Source organism: Sphingobacterium sp. T2, from assembly GCF_000814685.1.
In the GTDB taxonomy this organism is placed as follows: Bacteria; Bacteroidota; Bacteroidia; order Sphingobacteriales; family Sphingobacteriaceae; genus Sphingobacterium; species Sphingobacterium thermophilum.
The window spans coordinates 1-22,399 of record NZ_JXAC01000126.1 but is presented as its reverse complement, the minus strand read 5'-3'; the positions used below and the strand labels follow the sequence as shown (position 1 = coordinate 22,399).

Sequence of the window (22,399 nt, the reverse complement as noted above, 5' to 3'; positions counted from 1 at the left end):
TACACTAATCAATGTTTTTCCGTGTATGCCGAACGTTCATCGAATTCAAGAATTAATGTTGAGAAGTGAAGTTGCTTCACTAGCGCAACAAGCATATAAATGAAGCGGTACAAATTCTTAAAAAACTCGAAACTCACTTCAGAGTATAAAGAAAATTATGGCTACGCCATCAAAAACCAGTTGATCTGCTACTATAATATTGGAAATGACATTGAAACCTTAAACTACGCAAATCTTCTTAAAGAATATGAGAAAGCATCGCAGGAGGAAATAGCGTTAGCTCACCTGTATGCCGGAAAAGTTTATACTAGACAGAATAAGACGGCCGATGCTGCGAAAGAGCTGAATCTGGCGGCTTTGAAGTCTAGGACAGAAACCGGAGCGGAAGCCCGCTATCTGGTTGCAGAGCAACAGCTTAAAGCTAAACAGTACGACAAAGCTATAGAATCGGCTTTCGACATTTCGAATACTTTTTCATCTTATGATTATTGGGTGGCGAAAGGCTTTATTCTGATGGCTGACGCATACGCCGGCAAAGGAGACAAGTTCCAAGCAAAAGCAACGTTAGAGTCTGTTATCGAAAACTACGAAAACAAAACAGACGATATCTTGAAAACTGCTAAAGAACGTTTACAAAAACTTAAATAAGAAATAGGAGATAAGATGAAATTGCATAAAACAGTATTTAAGAGTTACGCTATAGTAGCGCTGTTAATGGGTGTGGGGCAGGTAGCTTTCTCTCAAGAAGATCCGAATAAACCTATCACTATAGATTCTTTCGATGTAGTACGAGACTACAGACCTATTCTTGCCGATGCGGTGAAAATCCGTCGCAGCCCGGATATGACCAACAAGAGGGCATATATGCCTAAGCTTTCTTACAGCAATATACCTGACAAAAAGTTGGATATAAATACAGGCTTGAAACAGCTTAATGTGCAAGAGCTCCCTTTCACTAAGGTTCAGGATATCACATCAAACTATGTGAAGTTGGGAATAGGAAATTTGGGAACTATTCTTGGTGAGGCCTACATCGCCAACGAACAATATGAAAATATCCGCTTTGGGGCTTTTGTCAAACACCTCAACCAAAAAGGAGCTTTGGACGAACAGAAGTTCTCACGGCAGGAGGTAGGAGTCTTTGGTAGAAGGGTGATGGACAATTTTACGGTAGATGGGGTGTTAGGATTCAATCGTTTTGCTACGCGCTTCTATGGTATTCCGGTAGATCGCAATGCGGAAACGCTTAACCCTGCCAAAGAAGCTCAAGCCTTCAAAGACATCTATTTTAGCGGAGAACTTACCAGCAACTATGACCCTAACAATGACGAAGCTGTAGCTTATTCGGCTAAGGTGGATGCCTACACTTATTCTGATAAATTTGATGCGGGAGAAAATTCTTTTGCCCTGTCGGCATACCTTAACAAGAGAATTCGCACCTTTAATATTGGAGCGAACGTAGCTGTGGATTTTAATACCATCAAAGGTGTGGGACCGGACTTAGGTACATTCAAGAATTCGGTAGCTACATTTAACCCTTATATTCGTTTCAAAGGAGATTATTATAACCTTACTTTAGGCGGTAATATTATTTCTGAATTTGGCGATGAGAGCCGATTCAATATTTTCCCGTCCGCAAAATTGGATTTTGCCTTAGTACCGGATTACATGAAAATTTTTGCCGGTATTGATGGTGGCGTGAAGAAAGTGTCGTATAAAGAGCTGACACAGCTGAACCCGTATCTTGGACCAAACCAACTATTCCAAAATCAGATTGAGCGTATGAATATCTATGGAGGAATAGAGGGTAATGCAGGAGCAACTTTTGGATATAAGGCTAAGGTGATGTATAAGACCTTGGAGGGAGTACCTTTCTTCATCAATAACGATGAGGCTCCTTTCCGTTTTGACCTTGTATATGACGGCAACGAAAATGATAAGGTCAAATTTTTCGGTATCGAAGGAGAAATCAACGTACGTCTTTCGGATGTAGTAAATCTGGGTGGACGTCTGAATATTGACAGCTATACTACGGCTACTTTAGATGAACCTTGGTTTACTCCAAGTTTACGTTTGGCTGCCAACGCGCGCTTCAACATTTCCGAGAAGTTATATATCACGGCAGAAGGGTTGTTCCACGGTGCTTCGTCGGGAGCTACCTACGAATATGATAAGACAGCCTCTCCAGTGAAATTGGATGGTACATATCATATAGTTTCTATTCCTGCCTTTTTTGACTTGAGCGGCGGTGCGGAGTATAAGGCTACATCGAACTTGGGAGTCTTTATCAAGGCAAACAATATTTTCAACAAAGAATACGAGCGCTACCTGTATTATCCGAAGCTGGGCTTCAATATCATAGGTGGGGTTAATTTTTCTTTTTAACAAATAAGATTATAACTTTGCAAAGCGCTCATAATTGAAAAATAAATGAATTTAGGAAGACACATCAATGCGTTATTAAAGAAACATGAGGCTGTTTCAGTAAAAGGATTGGGTACGTTTAGACGCATTCATCAATCGGCCTCTTACGATGCAAAACGTAAGATGGTCTTGCCGCCAATCAATTTTATTGAGTTCGATTATGATGCGGAGGAGGGTTATGATTTTGTACTGTATGTGCAGCAGGTCCGGCAGGTAGAGCGTGTCCAAGCTGAGGAATGGCTGGCGCAGCAAGTTGCTGACCTTACCGCGAACATTAAAAGAGACGGTCAAGTAACACTTGATGAGCTGGGCTATTTGGTAAGCTATGGCCATGCTTATATCTTCAAGCCTCTGGATTTGAGTGGATTTCAGTATGTTCCTTTGGAAGACCCTTATTATAAACTTCAAGAGGAGATTCAGCCTTCAGAGCTGCCCCTTCCGGCCGTAAAGGAAGAGGCTGAAGTTAATATGGTGGAAGATGTAGAGAGCTCAAATGTAGATGAGGCAAAGAAAGAGAATCTACAAGAGAAAGAGGAAGAAACAAAAGGAGTAAATCCATCACCCTTGATGGAGGAAACTTATGAAGAACCTCGGAAAGGAAAAGGTCTAGTATATGCTATAATTGCTGTGCTTGCCCTCATCTCCTTAGGAGCTTTATATTATTATAAGGCTGTCTTTTCAAAGCTAGAACATGTTGAAGAACAAATACTGTCTGATGATTTTATAGCAGAGGAGACAAATAATGATGCTGATACGCTTATCTCTTTAGAATCCGATACTACAGTGGAAAACCAAATAGATACACTTGTGCATACTCCATCTATAGAGCAGGATGAACAGAAAGAGAAAGAATACAAATATGCTATTGTCATCGGAACGCATCCTAAGTTGGAAAAAGCACAGGAAGAAGCCGCCGAATACAACCGTAAAGGATACAAGTCGGTACGCGTGTTGACTCCTAATCTGGATAAGAACCTTAAAAAAGTTATTTGGGATACCTATCCCACAAAAGAACTTCGTGATTCGGCTTTGCGCTATGTTCAGAAAAATGTTAAAGCCGACGCATGGCCTCTGGTCATCAAATGAAAATATAATAAAGAATAAACAAGAACCTATAAATATTTATTAGAATATGTCACTTTTACAAGACAATTTAGTAACGGATACTTTAAATCAAGTACAGCAACAAGCTATTCAGTTAGCTCAACCTGTTGAAGATCAGAACTTACTTCAACTTCTGATGAAGGGTGGATGGATAATGTTACCTATAGGTATCTTATTCTTTTTGGGTCTAGTAATATTTATAGAACGATATATTACTATCCGCAATGCTTCCAAGTCAGATGGCAACCTGATGGCACAAATTAAAAGTAACGTGTTGTCTGGAAAATTGGATTCAGCCATTGCGGTATGTAGATCAAATAATTCGGCATTGGCTCGTATGCTACAGAAAGGTCTTACTCGCGTAGGACGTCCTATCAAAGATATTGAAGGAGCTATCGAGAATGCCGGCAAGTTGGAGGTTTCACGCTTGGAAAAAAATATTAATATCCTAGGAATTATCGCTGGTATTGCGCCGATGCTTGGTTTCGTAGGTACCATTTTCGGGGTGATTCAAATCTTCCGTGACGTGGAAGCTGCAGGTGGTATTGATATCGGTTCGGTATCTGGAGGTCTTTACGTGAAGATGATTGCTTCGGCATCAGGATTGACCATAGGTATCTTGGCGTATATCGGCTACCATATTTTAAATATGATGGTAGAACGCCTTATCCTGAAAATGGAAACAGAGGCCGTGGAATTTATCGACTTGTTGGATGAACCAGGGGTGTAATCCTCAGATTTAATAGCGTAAGAAACCATGAATATTAGAAATAGAAGAGGAAAACCTGCCGCAGAGGTACATACCGCAGCACTGAACGATATCATGTTCTTCTTGATGTTGTTCTTCCTGTTGCTTCCGCCGTGGCAAACCCTCAAGTGGTGAAACTGCTCTTGCCGAAGTCTAGTGCCGGAGAGCAGTCTGTAGCGAAAAAGAACGATAACAGTCTCCATTACCGGTGACCTGACTTATCATATCGATAAGCAGCCTGTACCTTTTGATGAAATGGAACAACGATTACAGGCGGAGATAAATCCCGGAGAGGAAATTACCATCATGCTTTATGCAGATAGTAGCGTTCCTATCCAAAACGTTATCTCGGTGATGGATGTGGCAAACCGATTGAAGCTTAAACTGGTGTTAGCTACAGAACCTAAAAAAGATTAATAGCGACAAGAACTATTAAACATTCCTATGTTTTAATAGTCTTAAAGTCTAGGGAGAGAATACGATGTATTATCAATACAAAGAAGAAAATAACTTACCCAAAGCAATAGGATATTCCACTATTGTCACTGCGGTATTGTTGATCATAGGATATTTTATCGTATTTGGCCAACCTGCAATTCCGGAATATGGAATGGGAGGGATAGTGGTCAACTATGGTACATCGGAAGTAGGTATGGGAACGGATTATATGAGTATTGAAGAACCTTCGGTGGATGAAAATGCCAATGAAGTTCTTCCTGATCGTGTAGTTCCTACAGAGACACCTACCCCAACACCTACCCAACAGGTGGCGGATAAGGCTGTAGCTACTCAAGATATGGAGGACGCTCCGGCGGTGACGAAGTCCGAAAAGGCTGTGAAAAATCCAGCAGCTGAAACCACAAAGGAGGTCAAAAAAAGTACGCCGGCCATCAATACTAATGCGCTGTACAAAGGTAAGAAAAATAATGGCACAGGAGCCGGAGACGGTGAAGGTGGTGGTGTGGGCAACCAGGGCAGTAAGCTTGGTGACCCTATGGCTTCCAACTATGGTGAAGGGGGGGCCGGCTTTGGCAATACACCTTTGGACTTGACAAGTCGTGTTTGGGAAGTAAGACCGAAGATTAATGATGACGGTCAGTTTGAAGGGAAGATGAATGTGATGATTCGGGTTAACCGCCAAGGACAGATTACCTATGTACGTGCCGGCGTGAAGGGTACTACTTTCCCTCCCACACAAAGACTCATAGAAGAGGTAGAACGTGCCTTTAGAAGCGGTAAGTTGCGTGCTAACCCTAATGCACCGGAATCCCGAGATTATATCGTTCCGATTTATTTCAAATTAAGATAATTTGTATGAAAACATATGCAGAGGTAATCGATTATTTATATAGTCGATTACCTATGTTTACCCGTGACGGAGCTACTGCCTTCAAGAAAGACTTGGATAGAACACTCGCCCTGTGTGATGCCTTAGGAAACCCTCACCATAAATTTAAAACCATACATGTTGCTGGGACGAACGGAAAAGGTTCTTCTTCGCATATGCTTGCTGCTATCTTGGCGTGTGCCGGCTATAAAACTGGACTGTATACTTCTCCGCATTTAGTGGATTTTAGGGAACGTATACGTGTCAATGGTGAGCAGATTGCACAGAAGTTTGTCGTAGATTTTGTCAAAGCGTATAAGGGTCTTATAGAGGAAGTACAGCCATCCTTCTTTGAAGCTACGGTAGCTATGGCATTCGACTATTTTGCCAAAGAGAATGTGGATATAGCTGTTATAGAAGTTGGTTTGGGAGGGCGTTTGGACAGTACCAATATTATCTCTCCGGAGGTTTGCCTTATAACCAATATAGGTATGGATCATATGAACCTTCTTGGAGATACATTGGAAGAGATTGCCCTAGAGAAGGCAGGAATTATAAAACCTAGGACACCTGTGGTGATTTCAGAAACCCATCCTGTGACAGCTTCTATATTTGCTGCGAAAGCTCGGGAAGTGGATGCTCCTTTAGTGTTTGCTGACAAGCGTATGCAATCTCTTCGATTGGAAAAAGGTAACCTATTTCAGTTGGTTGAAATAAGGAAAAATGAAGAGAATAAAGTCTATAAGCTAGATCTTACCGGTTCGTATCAACTTAAGAATATTTTAGGGGTTTTGACTGTGGTTGAGGAACTGCGTAGCTTAGGTTTTGCCATTGAGGAGGAGCATGTAGCCTATGCTTTGGAGCATGTACAGCAACTTACAGGTCTTCAGGGACGTTGGCAGACGTTAAGCACAGACCCTCTGATGATTTGTGATACAGGGCATAACGAGGATGGGATTAAGGAGGTGCTTAAGAATTTGGAAGAGATGTCCTATGGTCAACTGCATGTTGTCATCGGAGCAATGAAAGATAAAGATTTAGATCATATGCTGCCGTATCTTCCGAAGGAGGCTTACTACTACTTTTCCAGTCCGGATATGCCACGAGCGATGGAGGCCTCAGAGCTAGCCGAGAAGGCGGCAGGCTATGGACTTAGAGGTAAAGTGAGTGGCGCTGTAGTGAATGCCTTGAACGATGCCCGCAAAGCGTACCACAAAGGGGACCTCATCTTTATAGGCGGTTCTAACTTTGTGGTGGCAGAAGTGCTGCAACATATTGAAATATAACATTAAAGCCCTTCCAAGAAGGGCTTTAATGTTATATTAACTCTTGTTTTAAGAATCTCGCTGTCTCTGAATCTTTGACCTTGATCAAGTCTTCCGGTGTACCTGCAAAAAGCAATTTCCCTCCCTGTTGACCTCCCTCAGGGCCCATATCGATAATCCAGTCTGCCATCTTGATGACATCTAAGTTGTGTTCAATGATCAGCACCGTATTGCCACGGTCCACCAAGCGGTTAATTACGTTCATTAATACGTTTACATCTTCAAAATGCAGCCCTGTAGTAGGCTCATCGAGGATGTAGAACGTGTTTCCCGTGTCTTTTTTGGAAAGTTCTGTCGCCAATTTTACACGTTGCGCTTCTCCCCCCGACAGAGTTGTGGATGACTGTCCTAGGGTAATATAGCCTAATCCTACATCCTGTAAAGTTTTTATCTTACGGTATATGGAAGGAATATGTTCGAAAAATTCCACTGCCTCATCAATACTCATATCCAATACATCGGAAATAGATTTCCCTTTGTATCGTACTTCCAAGGTTTCGCGGTTATAGCGTTTTCCGTGGCATGCTTCACATGGCACTTGTACGTCAGGAAGAAAGTTCATTTCAATGATTTTCATTCCTGCACCTTGACAGGTTTCACAGCGTCCCCCTTTGACGTTGAAAGAAAACTGACCAGGTTTGTAACCACGGATTTTTGCTTCCGGCAGCTGTACGAATAAGGCCCGAATGTCGGCAAAGACACCCGTATATGTCGAAGGATTAGAGCGAGGTGAACGTCCTATAGGACTTTGGTCTATTTCAATGACCTTATCTATATGTTCCAATCCTTCGATGCTTCTGTAAGGAAGAGGCGTCGCTTTAGCTCGGAAGAAATGTTTGTTCAGAATAGGGTATAGGGTTCCTGTTATTAAGCTGGACTTTCCAGACCCCGATACGCCGGTGACAAGTATAAGTTTTCCCAACGGGAAGTCTACAGAAACGTCTTTAAGGTTATTTCCTGAAGCTCCTTTGAGAGAGATTACCTTTCCGTTGCCTTCTCTACGTTTTGGTGGTACAGCAATTTCTTTTTTGCCGTTGAGGTAGGCAGCAGTAAGAGAGTCTGCTTTCTTAATCTGCTCAGGGGTTCCTTGTGCCACCACTTGGCCACCATGGATACCTGCTGCCGGCCCCATGTCGATGACATAATCTGCTTCGAGGATCATATCCTTATCGTGTTCTACCACCAAAACACTGTTGCCTATATCTCTAAGGTTCTTCAATGAGTTGATGAGCTTTTCGTTGTCACGCTGGTGCAAGCCTATGCTAGGTTCATCCAATATGTAGAGTACATTTACCAGTTGAGATCCTATCTGTGTGGCAAGTCGGATACGTTGGGCTTCTCCACCTGATAAGGTCTTCGACGATCTGTTGAGGGTCAGGTAGCTTAGTCCCACATCTAAGAGGAAGCCTACGCGTGTACGTATTTCTTTTAATATTTCCGTTGCGATAGTTTTCTGGCGTTCGTCCAATCTGTCTTCCAGATTGTCCAGCCAATGCGCGAGCTCGGCGATGTCCATTGCGGCCAGCTCAGCAATGTTTTTATCTGCTATTTTGAAATGGAGCGATTCTTTACGTAGGCGGTCTCCATTACAGCTAGGACATACCACCTGGGTGCGGAACTCTTCCAATGCAGGAGCATCATCGGTATATTTTCCACTCTGTTCTTCCAATAGTTTGAAGATTCCGGAAAAGTTAACTTTATACTCTCTGGCACCATACGAGCCATATGACACTGTCAATGGAATGCTTTCTTCCGAGCCAAACAGTAGAAGGTCTATTTGGTCTTCCGTAAGCTTTTCCACAGGCGCGGTAATCGATATGTCGAATTTCTTGGCCGCAGCCTTAATAATGGTACTAGTCCAAGACTCCTTCAGCGGACCTAGAGGTACAATAGCGCCTTTCTGTATGCTTTTGGTTTTATCAGGAATGACAATATCTTTATCTATCTCAAAAATATAACCCAATCCGTCACACTTAGGGCATGCGCCATACGGTGAGTTAAAAGAGAAAGTATTTGGTTGAGGTTCGTCATACGAAATTCCCGACTCAGCATCCATAAGATAGCGGCTAAAGAACTGCTCTTTTGTGTTGTCACGATTGACAATTTTTATAATGCCTTTGGCTGCCTTCATTGCTTGAAGTACAGATGTATATAATCGTTTCTGATTGCTTTCGGAAACGGTGAGACGGTCAATGACGATTTCTATGTCGTGGATTTTATATCGGTCCACCTGTAGTTTGGGTACCAAATCCAGAATTTCACCGTCCACACGAACTTTAGAATATCCTTGTTTGCGAATCTGTTCGAACAGCTCTCGATAATGTCCCTTTCTACCTTTTACGACGGGAGCCAGCACGTTGACACCTTGGCCATCAAAGTCTTTCAATATCTGGGTTACGATTTGTTCTTCAGACATGCGTTGCATACGCTTTCCCGTAATGTAGGAGAAAGCTTCACTGGCCCGTGCATAGAGCAGACGCAGAAAGTCATAGATTTCGGTGATTGTACCTACCGTAGAACGCGGATTTTTATTAGTAGTCTTCTGTTCGATAGATATTACAGGACTTAAACCCGAAATTTTGTCGACGTCAGGTCTTTCCAGCCCACCCAAAAATTGTCGGCTATAGGCCGAGAAGGTCTCCATATAGCGGCGTTGTCCTTCCGCGTATATGGTGTCAAAGGCTAAAGATGATTTTCCTGAACCACTCAATCCGGTGATGACTACCAGTTCATTTCGGGGAAAGGATACGTCAATATTTTTTAAGTTGTGTACGCGGGCGCCATACACTTCCACCTCACTTTGCTCCCCTAAATCGATGAACTTTGAGTTTTTTGACATGCTTTGTTAGAATTGTGAACTTGCAAAGTTACTGAATATTAAATGAAGTTGTATTGTAGTATAATGATTTAGCAGGTATTATTATATTCTAATGATATAATATTTATTTGTAATTTGGATATACAAAAACTTTGATTTTGAAAAAATTAGATTTAAACCGTCAGGAAAAGGAAGTGGTGGATCATGCTCTTCGCTTTTGGTATGAGGAAGGAAGGAAGGATAGATGCAGCAAAAAGAGAGGAACTTCAATCCACGATTGAAGAGCGTGGCTTCGAGTGGAAAGTTTTGGCACGGTACGCCTTTTGGGTTGCTCTTGCTTCCTTGATTTTTGCTGTTGTATCTTCTTTTTGCAGACGATACATTGGAACGCTTTGTCCAGCAATTTTATGACACACCGGATATTGTGTTTTGCTTAGGCTTTGCCGTGTTGGCTACGGTATTCTATCTGTGGGGACTGCGTAATAAGAATAAGTTTCCGGAAAAGACTTTTTCCAATGAAACGTTGATGCTTGCCGGTTCTTTTGCTACGGCAGCTTGTATAGGCTTTCTGGGTAAGATTCTAGATAGAGAAACTCACTATTTCACGGTGTTGTTCTTCCTATCTATTCTTATTTACGGTATTTTGGCTGTAGTCATGCGGTCCAAGCTTATTTGGGTGTTTACCCTTGTGGCTCTCGGTGTGTGGTTTGCCACAGAGACCGCTTATCATAGTGATTGGGGTTGGCGCTTCTGGGGTATGAACTACCCATTGCGTTTTACTATCTTCGGGGTTTTGCTTACGGCGGGAGCGGTGTTTCTACAACCAAAGATAGAAGTCTTGCTTCCTTTTCAGTCTACAAGTGTTGTGGTAGGCTTACTTTATACGATGATAGCCTTGTGGTGTTTGTCCATTTTTGGAAACTATAGTGATTTGGAGGCCTGGACACGTATCCGGCAGTATGAAATCTTCTATTGGGGCCTGTTAGCGGTTTTCATTTCTTTAGGCTTAGCCTTATATGGGTTGAAATATAAGGATAGTACGATAAGAGATATAGGATTTGTTTTCTTCTTATTGAATCTTTATACCCGATTTGTGGAATATCTGTGGGACAACATTAACAGGACCATCTTTTTTTTATTGTTGGCCGTTATCTTTCTGGTTCGTGGGGCAGTGGTCGGAAAAGATCTGGAAGCGCAATAAAAGCTCTTCCAGATGATATTTAATTTATTTTGATGCTATAGGTTATTTCCACACCACCGGCAGCTAACATGTCGTGCACTGAGCAATATTTTTTTACAGCCAGTTCAGCAGCCTTTTGGGCTTTGGCTTCGTCAATATTGCCTTTTAGCAAGAAGCTGATATGAATTTTTGTGAATATGTTAGGGATTTCTTCACGACGTTGACCTTCTACTTCTACCTGTATATCTTCCACATCTTGTCGTTGCTTTAGGAGTATGGTCGTCAGATCAAAGACGCTGCAGGATCCAAGGGCCATGAGGACCAGTTCCATAGGTCTTACTCCTTTTCCTTCTCCGCCAATAGCTTCCGAACCGTCGATATTGACTTTTACTGTTGAAGAGCTGCTTTCTCCTTCAAAATGGACGGCTTTATTTTTTCGTTTTAAAATAACTTTCATGACAAAATTGTTTTATAGTATCTCTAAAATAACAAAAGGTCGCTTTATTTAGGCGACCTTTTGTTATTTCTTGCTTTTTAATGATTATTAAGGCATTTTCACGCTCTATAATTTGTAGCATCTATTTTTTCCAGCTTAGTGCCATACTTTGCGTTGATGGCGTCGATGATAAGATTGGCCATGATGGCATTACCCATTGGAGTAAGGTGAATTCCATCCAAAGAGAAGGCGTTGCCGGTAACAAATGCGGAGCTTACAGCCACCCCGTTGTAAATTATACCTGTTTTAAGGCGTGACAACAAGGCGTTTACGTCTGCTACGGCAAGGTTTTTCTGCTGACCGATTTCTGTGATGAATTTATTCAGTTCGTTGATATGTGTTCTCAAATTTTGCACTTCAGCTTCATCCAACACGTATTTATCTTCGATCGGGTTGAGAGGATGGAAGCCGTAAGGAATCTGCTGAGTATTAGGTTTACCTAGCAAGCCGGCACTAGAGAATGGTAATACGAAAAGGTCTTGGTCTGTTGCTGCTCGAGGACCTGTTTTCGTCGCGATATATAGGTTTTCTATGGTCGTTCCGGCAGCCTGCGAGGCAGCATCCAACAATGCTTGGCGTGTTACGGTAGTAAGGTAAGGAATGTTGGTCACATCAGGAATAGTAGCTATAACCCCCTTCTGTCCGTTGGCGGTAAGCTTATTGATGAATTGCGTATATACGGCTTTGAAAACGGCCACAGAGGTTAAGGCTGTGGTACCTGCTGGGTTGTCATCCACCGCTCCGTTTGTTGCGTAGCCCAACACATCATTGTTTCCCAACCAGAAAGAGAAGAAGGTATGGTTGCGATTGTCTACGAAATCTTGATAGGAAACCCTTCCTAAATCCGTATCTGGCAAGAGACGTGCAAAATACATATTTGCTGCACTTACTATGCCTTGTCCGGAGTGATCCAGACGCATTCCCGGAACACCGAGGTTATGAATCTCAGAACCAGAATATTTGGCTAATACGTTTGGTGCAGTATAAGCCAGTTTTTCTGTTACATTCTCTGTAACAGGTCTGCCGTTTTCTAATGCGGCAAGACGGATATATCCCGATCCGTTGGATTGCGCTTCTGAAAAGAATGGCGTATTGAACTCACCTCCGCCATGGCTTTTCATTTGCTCTGCGACGAGATTAGGGAAAGCTACCTGTTGGCCTTCCAGATACAAACCACCGTCGGCGAAGCCTGCGGTTAATGAGTTACCTACGGCAATATATTTTGAGAAATTTACCGACGAAGAATTGTCTGGGCCAAATTCTTTCGTTATTTCAGGTTTACACGAACTGGCTAAAGCTAATAAAGCTAGTCCGACATATAGTTTTATATTTTTTTGAAATCTTTTCATAGTCTATATTACCATTTGTAAGTTAAAGAAAGTCCAGGGGCGTGTATGTTCGTTTTATACGTTCCAGCAAGACCAGTCACGACATTTTGGGTTGTACGTTCGGTGATACGTTGGAAGGTGTACGCTCCCGACAGATCCATTTTGTGCGACAGGTTTACTGTAAATCCAGCAGACGCCATTATACGGTTATTATCCGGAGTTTCAGCATACACATATGATGACTGAACAGGTGTATATACATAGCCGGCACCTGCCCTTAAACTAAACTTGTCAGAGGCTTTATAATTGATCCCTGCTTTAGCAGATAGTGCGTTCTGGTATTTCTTATCCTGCTCGGTATCGGTTAATACTGGGGTATTGTCTTCGTAGTCGAATACCAGTTTGCGGTATATGCTGTAACCTATAAATGTAGCGTCACCAGCGATATCCACTTTGCTGCTTACAGGGAATGAAATCCCTACATTGAATGAGCCAGGGAGAGGTAGCTCGGCGCTGAACTTCGTATTTGGGAAAGAAGCTGCCACAGCTGAAGGAACGGTAAATTCTGCATCCCCGTCTTTCAGTTTGGTAACGACTTTTGAGCGATAACTCAAGGAAATCGCTATCTCGTTTTCTAGATGATAGTGTACACCGATATTATATCCTGTTCCGGTACCTACACCCGTAAGCTCGGCTTTTCCCGGAGCTCCATGTTGGTCAAATACAGGGATAGAACGTGATAGATCCACTGTCCCCAAATTATATACGAAACCTCCTCCTATACTGAAGTTGTCTGTTATTTTGAAGCTCAACGTAGGCTGTATATAAATGGCACGCATAGATAAGTGGTTGAGTTCAAATCTGCCTGGCCATTGGTCACCCCAGTTTACGGCGCCTCCGAAAGGAGTGTAAACACCTATTCCTGCTTTCCACCAACTGTTGTTTGGTCCGAAGGTGGCAAACACCGAAAAAGGTGGCGAAACCTGAAATTTGGTGTCATATTGCACGTTGCTTTTCACTTCTTTAAAAGCGGAACGATACATTACACCTGTCGCACCTATAGATATTCCATTGGATGTGGTTTTTACCACCGCTCCAGGATTGTAAAATATACTCGTCTCATCAACAAATAAGGCAGACCCGGCACCGGACATACCTAGTGCTTTGATGCCTTGCGTGTTCACTTGAGAGCCTTGAGCAAAGGCCAGCGTCGGACACGCCAACAATACAACATAAAGTAGTTTTCTCATATATAGAGGTTTTCTTAAGTTAAAAAATACAATGCTAACATAGTATTTTTCTTGTGAAATAAAAATAAAAAAATGTCTTTTTTTGATTATAAGAATTGATTAACTTGACAATCAAACACTAAAAACAACCACCATGAGTCAAGTAACATTTAAAGGAACACCAGTACATACGCAGGGAAATTTACCTGCTGTAGGTGCTATAGCACCGAACTTTTCTTTAACATCATCGGACCTTTCGCAAAAAACCTTGAAGGACTTCGAAGGCAAAAGAGTGGTGCTTAACATTTTCCCAAGTGTCGATACCGGCACCTGCGCTGCTTCCGTACGGGCTTTTAATGAGATAGCATCTTCATTGGATAATACGGTGGTGCTATGTATTTCTAAAGACTTACCTTTTGCACAAAGTAGATTCTGCTCTGCAGAAGGTCTGAAAAATGTGATTACCCTGTCCGAGTATAAAGATAGTAATTTTTCGGATGCTTATGGATTAAAATTTGTTGACGGCCCCTTAGAAGGCCTTCTTAGCAGAGCCGTAGTGGTCATTGACGAATCAGGAAAGGTTATCTATACGGAGCAGGTAGCCGAAATTGTAGATGAGCCAAACTATGAAGCAGCATTAAATGTATTGTAATTACTATCCGAACAGACTAAAAGGTATAGAGGAACATTCTCTATACCTTTTGTATTTATTATTGTGAATGATAATCGATAGATTAAGATGTTTTATAGTATAGTGTCCGAAAATTGGTCTTCTTTCGTTAAGAAATGGAGCAAAGTAGAAAAGGTCCTGTTAGTTATACTTCCGGAATTAGACATAAACTCGAAGTTGAAGGAAACGGCTTGTGGATTGTCTTCTGCAAATGTAGAATTCACTGATAATCTAGAAGGTTGTTTAAACAATTTTGAGGCAAAAAATAAGGCAAAAAAAAATGTTTGCCGGATGATTTTTCCGTTTGACCGTAACAAATTTTTTTCGAATAATACAGATCAAAAGGATAAGTTTGAATCTTTTGATATCTGTCCTTTATTTCATTCTTATCCCGAAGAACTTCGAAAAAAACTACTTTCTGCTTCTTGGACTCACTGTGTCGATTATGATCTATTTGTACAGAGGTTATCCAATGTGATAGCATCTTTTTTAAGAGGGAAGAAATCAAGGTTGGTTTTTGATTGGAATAGGGGCATCTTTTTTTTTCTTGTGGGAAGGATGAATACAAATTGTCGAATGTAGAGGGGTTTTTTGAAGGTGTTAAATTTTCGAGAATTGTTAAAAATGATTTTCGAAAAAAGTGGGGATTAGAAGGCTTGAATTTTCAGGTAAGGAAAGCAATGAGCGTGGTGTTATTGTAGATTATGATGAAATGTTGCTTGAGGATAAAAATATTTTTTCAGATAACATAAGATTAGGAAATACGGCAATAAAAATATACCCAGGTTATTGTTTCTCGCAGCAGACTATAATTCTATTGAATCACAATTATAGTGATGTTGAAAAAAAACTAGTGGTTGATGTGACAAGTAAAATTTTTCAAGATAAGCACTGATTTTGCCAAAAAATTATGAATTTTGTGGCTTATTTTTTTATCAAAATAACATAAAATCATATTAGCTACTTTTAATTGGAATAGTTTTTGTTACACGTGGATGCATAACATTTGGACTTATTGCCACATGGATACTTATGAAATGAATTTATTGGGGAAGGATTATGGAAGAGAATGTAATAGCTAAAGCTCAGGATCAAGCCCAAGCCGCAGCAAATGGAAATAGGGATAAATCTAAAATCTATTTCTTCATCATTGCTATTATGGCTCTTTTGGCCACCAACGTTTACTTTTATGTAAAGTATAAATCTTCTGGCGAAAGACTTTACACGCTTACTCTTCAAAAGGAAAAGCTACAGATAGAGATTGATAGGATAGAGGCTGAGCTGGACAATATAGATAGGATGAATATCCAAGAAATTCCCTCTTCCATATCCGAGCAGCAAGATAGGGCTAGGCAAGTGATTGCCGAATTGCGAAAAGCTTTGGAGGATAGTGAGGTTACAGATCGTAATCTTATTGAGGCCAATGCTCAGTTGGAACTGCTCAAATCGAATGTCTCGAAGCTTATGAGCGAGATAAATGATTTGAGGTTGCAAAACGAGATGCTAAAGAAGGAAAATACAGAACTGCAGCATACCGTAAGACAAGCGCACTCCAAAGTAGAGAAACTCGAACAGGATAATATCTCACTTAACGAAAAAGTCGTAGTGGCTTCTTCGCTGAAGGTTTCGAGCATTACGGTAGATGGAGTAGAGAAAAAGCGTAATGGCAACCTTCAAGTTCAGCCTAAAGCTAAAAAGGCTGATTTCCTGCAAATAAAGTTTACCATTGCGGATAACCCTTTAGCAAAAAAAGGTAAGAAGGTAATTTTTGGAAGAGTAATTGATCCTCAAGGAAATCTTGTTGCATCCTCAAGTGATGAATTTTATATTCAAGGCGATAAGATGAATTATTCTTTTAAAGAAAGTATCAACTTCACTAACAACGGTGAAGAATATCAGTTTTTATGGCAAGATCCTAACGGCAAACTAGAAAAAAGGAGCTTATACTGTCTTGCTGTATGTAGATGATGCCATCATGGGAAGGGCTAGTGCATTATTGAAATAAAAGTATAATTGAAGATAATATATACAAAGGGGACACCATCCAACGGTGTCCCCTTTGTATATTATTGCTTAAAGGATCTATTTTCCGTAATCCACCTTTTTAGGAAATACGAGAGAAGCTATGATACTTATTGCCAATATTCCGATAATTACTATCAAGGAGTGTAAGGTAGAAAATCCCCATTCTTTAAGGTAACTATGAAGAAGCATTTTTGCTCCGATGAATACCAAAAGAAATGCCAACCCGACTTTCAGGTAGTGGAATTTGTGAATAATATTTACCAGTAGGAAAAACATAGATCGCAGCCCCAGTACCGCAAAGATGTTAGAGAAAAAGACGACATAAGGGTCTTTTGTTACTGAAAATATCGCGGGGATGGAATCTACGGCAAATATTAGGTCGGTAAATTCTATGACCAAAAGCACTAAAAACAAAGGAGTGATGTATTTAACTCCGTTTTCTTTCAGGAAGAATTTGCCGCTGTCCAGCTTATGTGTTACTTTAAAATATTTGCTGGCAAATTTCACGACCGGATGGTTTTTGGGATCTACCTCCTCTTCCTGATTTCGGTTGATATACATTGTGATACCTGTATATACAAGGAATGCTCCGAAGACATACAGTATCCACCCGAATTTGGCTATTAAGGCAGCACCTACGAATATGAATATACAGCGCATGAGGATGGCTCCGAGGATACCCCACACTAATACTTTATGATAGTATCTTTCAGGAATACCGAAAGAGCTGAAGAGCAGTACCATGACGAAGATGTTGTCCACAGAAAGCGCATATTCTACCACATATCCCGTAAGATATTCGAGTGTAAGGTTGGTATTATAGGCCTGTATGCTTGCCGCCACGTCATTTATGTTGATTTTTATGTCGTGATGGTGTTTAGCTACGATTTCCTGTAGCCGTGCTATATCGTGTACGTCGTGTAGTTCATAGCCCCAAAAGTAGAGAACACCGCCGAAGGCAAGGGCGAAGAGTACCCATATCAAAGACATGATAGCTGCGGCTTTCAACGTGATAGGTTTGTTGTCCTTGGAAAACAATCCCAAGTCAATAGCAAGCATGAGGATTATAAAAATTATAAATCCTCCAAAAAACATTAATTCGTGATTCATTTTATTTGTTTCGTTCTGTTGTAAATGTTACCAAGTTTTGCAACCCTTTTTTATATTCATTATCTGGAAAGTCGTTAAGCAGTTCAAATGCTTCTTGCTTAAATTGAAGCATTTTTTCTGTGGCATATTCCAAGCCTCCACTTTGGCGCACAAAACGAATCACTTCGGCCACTTTGTCCGGATTTTCGTTGTGGTTTTTCACCAAGTTGATGATGTTTCTTTTCTGTGCTGTTGAGGTCTGACTCAACGCGTAGATCAGAGGCAAGGTCATCTTCTTTTCCTTGATATCGTTGCCCACTGGTTTACCTACATCATCAAATCCAAAGTCGAAAAGGTCGTCCTTGATTTGGAATGCAAGACCTACTTTCTCACCGAAGAGACGCATTTTTTCGACGGTGGCGTCATCTGCCCCTACCGAACAGGCTCCGGAAGCACAGCAGGAAGCCATTAACGAAGCAGTCTTTTTACGGATGATTTCGTAGTATATATCCTCTTTGATGTCCAGCTTGCGTGCTTTCTCAATCTGAAGTAATTCGCCCTCGCTCATCTGTTCCACAGCATGGGATACTATCTTGAGGAGTTTCAGCTCGTTATTGTTTACGGAAAGCAGCAATCCTCTAGCTAGGAGAAAGTCTCCTACCAGTACGGCTACTTTATTCTTCCATAGGGCGTTCACTGAGAAGAAGCCTCTGCGCTCGTTGGCGTCGTCGACTACGTCGTCGTGTACCAAGGAGGCTGTGTGGAGTAGTTCTACTAAGGAAGCCCCTCTATAGGTGGATTCGTTAATCGTACCACATAGTCCGGCAGAGAAAAAAACAAACATGGGGCGCATTTGTTTGCCCTTCTGCTTGTATAGGTATTGGGTGATGATATCCAGCAAAGGCACATTGCTTTGCATGGCCTGTCTGAATTTTTTTTTCGAAAGCGGCTATTTCTGCAGCTATGGGCTTCTGTATTTCTTTTAAACTTAGCATGTATAATAAGACCTACCAATATGCAAATATCAGTGAGTTTTAAAGATAATAAAATACTTAGATAGATTTTACGCTCTTTTCCAATTCTTCATACCAAGCTTCACCATATTCTCTTATCAGTGGGTCTTTTAGGAATTTATATACAGGGACTTGGAGTTCTTTGCCAAAGGTGCAGGCATCTTTACATATATGCCAGCGGTCGTAATGTAGTACATCGAAGCCTGGATATCGGGTGGTGCGGATAGGGTATAGGTGACAGGAGATAGGTTTCTTCCAGTCTACTTCTCCCATTTCGTAGGCTTTCTCTATGGAACATTTGGTAATGCCATTTTCCCAGGTTACATAAGCACATTCCTTGTTGCCGTCCACGCAGGTTGTGGTCAGGTCGCCATCGGCGTCGACAACGCTGGTGCCAAACTTTTCTATGGCTTCAATGCCTTTTTCGGTCATGTATTTTTTGACCTTTGGATATACTTCTTCGAGAATCTCTTTCTCCGAATCGCGCAAAGGGGCTCCTGCATCTCCTTCGACGCAGCAGATACCTTTGCATTTGGAGAGATTGCAGACAAAATCGTTATTGATAATGTCTTCATGCACTAGTACATTGCCAACCTCAATCATCAATCTATATTTATTTTGAATAACTTACTCGTTTCCCTAATTCGTACTTCAATCCTTCGGCTTTTACCAGTTCCATGGTTACCGAGCCGATTAGAATTTCCACTTGTGCGCGAACGGGAATTCTGTTGCCGTCATTGGTAACCCAAAGATACAGCTTACTATTTTTCTTGAATATACGTCCCGGCTTGATTTCTGGACTTAGCTTGATGCAGTCCAAAGTACCGATGCTGGTTTTGATTTTTTCCGTTCCGATGTAATATACCTTTAAGGTTGCTACCTCATCGTTGAGGAAGTAGGTGATATTGAATGCATCGCCGCTTTTAAGTCCTGACAAGTCCAAGTTACGTGCAAAATAGTACGCAGATACTAAGTCGAAAAGCTGGCCTGTAGGACTTTTGAAAGTTCCTTTATTACCCTTAACCGTATGGTTGACATGGTCGAATGTTGCGTATTCTTTCCTTCTGTAGTTGTTTTCCTTGATATCCTCGATGTAGAGTAGTGGCTGGTAGGTCTTTCCGTCTATGTACGAATCATACTGATTACGTACATGATAAAACACAGAAAAGGCCGAAGCGGTTTCTCCAAAGGCGCTAAGGTGAAAGACATCCTTGCTGCTGAATTGCAGGTTGGATTTCTTCACAGACAGTACTCCTGTTGCTGCAGAAATGAAGCCGTACTTAAGTTTGTAGGTCAGCTTTTCCCCCTCTTTGAAGGTAGGTTCTTTCAAATAAGGTAAGGTTTGGGAATAAGCATTACAAATGTTTATTAGTATAGCAAATAATACAACGTAAAAATTTCTCATATAAGTATGACCTCAAAATAAGTACAAAGTTTAACTTTTGCGTTTGAATACCGGAACTGTGGAGCATGGTTCGCCGTACATAATGCTTTTGGCTACCAAAGAAAGTTTTGCGGTGAAATTGATAAACGCACTTTCGGGGATATATATATCGCCGCAGCCTTTGACCACCACACGTTGGTCCTGATATTGGGTATAATCTATGTTGTCTATGGCTTTGTCGAACAGCGTGGCTATGAGGTGTTCTTTATTGCCAAAAGTAATAGATTGTGCATATGCACTTAGCTTATTGGCCAATATCATATAAGCCCAAGTCGGGATAATGGCGTCAGCAGTACAGATGATGCCGACATGTTTACCTTGGTATTGCGACCAGTCGTGTTGCTTGGCAAAGTCGCGGAAATCTTTTTCTCTAAGTATCAGACCTTGAAAAAGATTATCTTTAATATCGTAGATAACGATATCTTCCGGATTTGGTGCATATACTGACAAGTCTACCGTAATCAAACCGCTCTGTGCTACCTTGTTTATGATATTTCCTGTATTATCCATAGCCGTAAAATAAAATAGCCGAACATGTTTATGTTCGGCTATAAAAATAATTATAATATCTTAATAAAATCTAATTCGATTGTCATCTATATCGGCGTTGTCCATAAGGGCTTTGAAGACAGCTCCCCATGCACGTTGTTGTTTTGCCGATAGGATTTGTTTTTGTTGTGTTTTGCGTTCTGATTCCACCATTTCTTTAGGATTTACGAAGCTCAACACCTGTACAGCATATACCCCTTGGTTGCCTTCAATACTTTTTGAAGGTTTGTTAGGTTGCAGTCCGAAAGCTGTACCTACCACTGCACTTTCGAAAGCTACACCAGGGAGTACAGGATTTGCCAAGACGATATTTTCTACTGTCTGAGCTGTTTTGCCCAATTTTTGGGCTACCTGATCTATTGAAGAAGCACCTTTTAGAGCGTTATCCATTTTTTCTTTAAGCATACGGGCTTTTACCATGTTACGTACACCCAAGATGATTTCACCTTTTACTGCTTCTAGTGGTTGTACGCCTTTAGGGCTGATGCCAGCATTTTTAGCGATAATGAAGTACTCATCCGATTCGAAGATTTGCTCTGCAACTTCACCAGCTTTTGCCTCGAATGCCCAGCGTACCAGCTCTCTTGGAATAGAGATGCCGTTAAGTGTGTTGTCCATAGCACGTAGACGGAAAGCCTTTCCGACCTCAAGTTGATGTTTCTTGGCTACTTCTTCGAAGTTTTTGCCGTTGATTTCCGAATGTAGATTGTTAGCTTTAGTGTAAGCCGCATCTGTAGTTTCTTTGCCTGCAGAAATCACTTTGTCTACTACGGCAGCTTTTACGATTTTCGAGTTACCTATATGTTTTTCTATACGTAAGATATGTACGCCGAATTGTGACTCTACTACCACGATGTCTCCTGGCTTTCCGTTGAAAGCAGCTTCCTCAAAAGGTCCTACCATCTGACCTCTTGCGAAAGTACCTAAGTCACCTCCTTTGTTTTTGCTTCCTGGGTCTTGGCTGAATTCGATGGCTAGTGTTTCGAATTTTTCTCCTTTAGCCAATAAACCTTTGATAGAGTCAGCCTTGGCTTTAGCTTTATCCAGACCTCCCTCAGCAGCAGGATTTAATAAGATGTGACTAGCCTTTACCGAGTCGGCACTGAACTTAGCATCCAGCACTTTAGCAATCTCGTATTTGCCTTCTGAAAGGTAAGGACCCACAACAGTACCCACCGGAACATTGAAGATCACAGAGTCCAATGCACCGCTCAACTGTCCTTTCTTGAAGTAAGTTACAGGAATTTTAGAATCAGCATTTACGGATACGAAAGTAGAGTCGTTGGTTGATGCCGCTAATTGTGTTTTCAAGTTTTGGATATTAGCCAATGTAGCTGCAGTATCTTTTGAACTTGGTCTCGCATCGATAAGGATGTAGTCTACGGTGCGAGTTTCTTCTTCATTTCACAACAAATACAAAAACTTATTCAGAAATGAAGAAGAAACTCGCACCGTAGACTACATCCTTATCGATGCGAGACCAAGTTCAAAAGATACTGCAGCTACATTGGCTAATATCCAAAACTTGAAAACACAATTAGCGGCATCAACCAACGACTCTACTTTCGTATCCGTAAATGCTGATTCTAAAATTCCTGTAACTTACTTCAAGAAAGACAGTTGAGCGGTG

Annotated in this window: 24 protein-coding genes and 1 pseudogene; 15 read left to right on the top strand and 10 right to left on the bottom strand. The window is 41.3% G+C overall.

Annotated features, from left to right (window positions below; translation table 11 throughout):
* Positions 1-99 precede the first annotated feature (99 nt).
* From SD31_RS09060 to SD31_RS09030, 8 genes are all read left to right on the top strand, one after another.
* Positions 100-648: a tetratricopeptide repeat protein gene (locus SD31_RS09060; protein WP_039053888.1), complete on the top strand. Its 549-nt coding sequence runs from the start codon at positions 100-102 to the stop codon at positions 646-648.
* Between the two features lie 15 nt (positions 649-663).
* On the top strand, positions 664-2,385 hold the full coding sequence (locus tag SD31_RS09055; RefSeq protein ID WP_039053887.1) for a TonB-dependent receptor: 1,722 nt from the start codon (positions 664-666) through the stop codon (positions 2,383-2,385).
* Positions 2,386-2,430: 45 nt separating this feature from the next.
* A complete protein-coding gene (locus SD31_RS09050; RefSeq protein WP_039053886.1) occupies positions 2,431-3,510 on the top strand; it encodes a hypothetical protein in 1,080 nt (359 codons plus the stop codon).
* 46 nt (positions 3,511-3,556) lie between these two features.
* Entirely contained in the window at positions 3,557-4,258 is a 702-nt protein-coding gene (locus SD31_RS09045) for a MotA/TolQ/ExbB proton channel family protein (protein WP_039053885.1), read from the top strand.
* Positions 4,259-4,285: 27 nt separating this feature from the next.
* Entirely contained in the window at positions 4,286-4,411 is a 126-nt protein-coding gene (locus SD31_RS20900) for a hypothetical protein (RefSeq protein ID WP_316929832.1), read from the top strand.
* A 54-nt stretch (positions 4,412-4,465) separates the two neighbouring features.
* Positions 4,466-4,693: an ExbD/TolR family protein gene (locus tag SD31_RS20895; protein ID WP_316929833.1), complete on the top strand. Its 228-nt coding sequence runs from the start codon at positions 4,466-4,468 to the stop codon at positions 4,691-4,693.
* Positions 4,694-4,757: 64 nt separating this feature from the next.
* On the top strand, positions 4,758-5,585 hold the full coding sequence (locus SD31_RS09035; protein ID WP_039053884.1) for a hypothetical protein: 828 nt from the start codon (positions 4,758-4,760) through the stop codon (positions 5,583-5,585).
* Positions 5,586-5,590: 5 nt separating this feature from the next.
* The gene (locus tag SD31_RS09030) at positions 5,591-6,889 is read left to right on the top strand and encodes a bifunctional folylpolyglutamate synthase/dihydrofolate synthase (protein WP_039053883.1); all 1,299 of its coding nucleotides are present in this window, start codon (positions 5,591-5,593) and stop codon (positions 6,887-6,889) included.
* A gap of 31 nt (positions 6,890-6,920) precedes the next feature.
* On the opposite strand, the gene uvrA is transcribed toward SD31_RS09030, so the two are convergent.
* Positions 6,921-9,767: an excinuclease ABC subunit UvrA gene (gene uvrA, locus SD31_RS09025; RefSeq protein WP_039053882.1), complete on the bottom strand. Its 2,847-nt coding sequence runs from the start codon at positions 9,765-9,767 to the stop codon at positions 6,921-6,923.
* Positions 9,768-9,904: 137 nt separating this feature from the next.
* On the opposite strand from uvrA, the gene SD31_RS20225 reads away from it, so the two are divergent.
* Both SD31_RS20225 and SD31_RS09020 read left to right on the top strand, forming a co-directional pair.
* Positions 9,905-10,027, top strand: a complete 123-nt coding sequence (locus SD31_RS20225) for a hypothetical protein (RefSeq protein WP_262506608.1) — start codon at positions 9,905-9,907, stop codon at positions 10,025-10,027.
* A gap of 74 nt (positions 10,028-10,101) precedes the next feature.
* Positions 10,102-10,947 carry a DUF2157 domain-containing protein gene (locus tag SD31_RS09020; RefSeq protein WP_231561391.1) on the top strand — a complete coding sequence of 282 codons (846 nt, stop codon included), beginning with the start codon at positions 10,102-10,104 and terminating at the stop codon, positions 10,945-10,947.
* 19 nt (positions 10,948-10,966) lie between these two features.
* Here the strand turns inward: SD31_RS09020 and SD31_RS09015 are convergent, their stop codons facing one another.
* From SD31_RS09015 to SD31_RS09005, 3 genes are all read right to left on the bottom strand, one after another.
* The gene (locus SD31_RS09015; RefSeq protein ID WP_039053881.1) at positions 10,967-11,383 is read right to left on the bottom strand and encodes an OsmC family protein; all 417 of its coding nucleotides are present in this window, start codon (positions 11,381-11,383) and stop codon (positions 10,967-10,969) included.
* A 98-nt stretch (positions 11,384-11,481) separates the two neighbouring features.
* The gene (locus SD31_RS09010; RefSeq protein WP_039053880.1) at positions 11,482-12,771 is read right to left on the bottom strand and encodes an SGNH/GDSL hydrolase family protein; all 1,290 of its coding nucleotides are present in this window, start codon (positions 12,769-12,771) and stop codon (positions 11,482-11,484) included.
* 8 nt (positions 12,772-12,779) lie between these two features.
* Entirely contained in the window at positions 12,780-14,000 is a 1,221-nt protein-coding gene (locus SD31_RS09005; RefSeq protein WP_039053879.1) for an OmpP1/FadL family transporter, read from the bottom strand.
* Between the two features lie 133 nt (positions 14,001-14,133).
* On the opposite strand from SD31_RS09005, the gene tpx reads away from it, so the two are divergent.
* From tpx to SD31_RS08985, 4 genes are all read left to right on the top strand, one after another.
* Entirely contained in the window at positions 14,134-14,631 is a 498-nt protein-coding gene (gene tpx / locus SD31_RS09000; protein ID WP_039053878.1) for a thiol peroxidase, read from the top strand.
* A 195-nt stretch (positions 14,632-14,826) separates the two neighbouring features.
* Positions 14,827-15,231, top strand: coding sequence for a hypothetical protein (locus tag SD31_RS08995; protein WP_156138290.1), 405 nt, complete (start codon positions 14,827-14,829; stop codon positions 15,229-15,231).
* A gap of 58 nt (positions 15,232-15,289) precedes the next feature.
* Positions 15,290-15,544, top strand: coding sequence for a hypothetical protein (locus SD31_RS08990; protein WP_039053876.1), 255 nt, complete (start codon positions 15,290-15,292; stop codon positions 15,542-15,544).
* Positions 15,545-15,708: 164 nt separating this feature from the next.
* Complete coding sequence (locus tag SD31_RS08985) at positions 15,709-16,617, top strand: hypothetical protein (RefSeq protein ID WP_231561390.1); 909 nt, start codon at positions 15,709-15,711, stop codon at positions 16,615-16,617.
* A 114-nt stretch (positions 16,618-16,731) separates the two neighbouring features.
* Here SD31_RS08985 and SD31_RS08980 read toward each other — a convergent pair whose 3' ends face one another.
* From SD31_RS08980 to SD31_RS08955, 6 genes and pseudogenes are all read right to left on the bottom strand, one after another.
* A complete protein-coding gene (locus SD31_RS08980) occupies positions 16,732-17,784 on the bottom strand; it encodes a TerC/Alx family metal homeostasis membrane protein (RefSeq protein WP_039053875.1) in 1,053 nt (350 codons plus the stop codon).
* A 1-nt stretch (position 17,785) separates the two neighbouring features.
* Positions 17,786-18,758, bottom strand: a pseudogene (locus SD31_RS08975) (polyprenyl synthetase family protein).
* Positions 18,759-18,815: 57 nt separating this feature from the next.
* Positions 18,816-19,379 (bottom strand): DUF3109 family protein, encoded by a 564-nt coding sequence (locus SD31_RS08970; protein WP_039053874.1) that lies wholly within the window; start codon positions 19,377-19,379, stop codon positions 18,816-18,818.
* 10 nt (positions 19,380-19,389) lie between these two features.
* Complete coding sequence (locus SD31_RS08965) at positions 19,390-20,181, bottom strand: DUF3108 domain-containing protein (RefSeq protein ID WP_039053873.1); 792 nt, start codon at positions 20,179-20,181, stop codon at positions 19,390-19,392.
* A gap of 30 nt (positions 20,182-20,211) precedes the next feature.
* Positions 20,212-20,730, bottom strand: coding sequence for a DUF2480 family protein (locus SD31_RS08960; RefSeq protein ID WP_039053872.1), 519 nt, complete (start codon positions 20,728-20,730; stop codon positions 20,212-20,214).
* A gap of 60 nt (positions 20,731-20,790) precedes the next feature.
* A complete protein-coding gene (locus SD31_RS08955; protein ID WP_231561389.1) occupies positions 20,791-22,080 on the bottom strand; it encodes a peptidylprolyl isomerase in 1,290 nt (429 codons plus the stop codon).
* Between the two features lie 73 nt (positions 22,081-22,153).
* Between SD31_RS08955 and SD31_RS16595 the strand changes: the two genes are divergently transcribed.
* Positions 22,154-22,393, top strand: a complete 240-nt coding sequence (locus tag SD31_RS16595; RefSeq protein WP_052258861.1) for a hypothetical protein — start codon at positions 22,154-22,156, stop codon at positions 22,391-22,393.
* Positions 22,394-22,399: the final 6 nt, after the last annotated feature.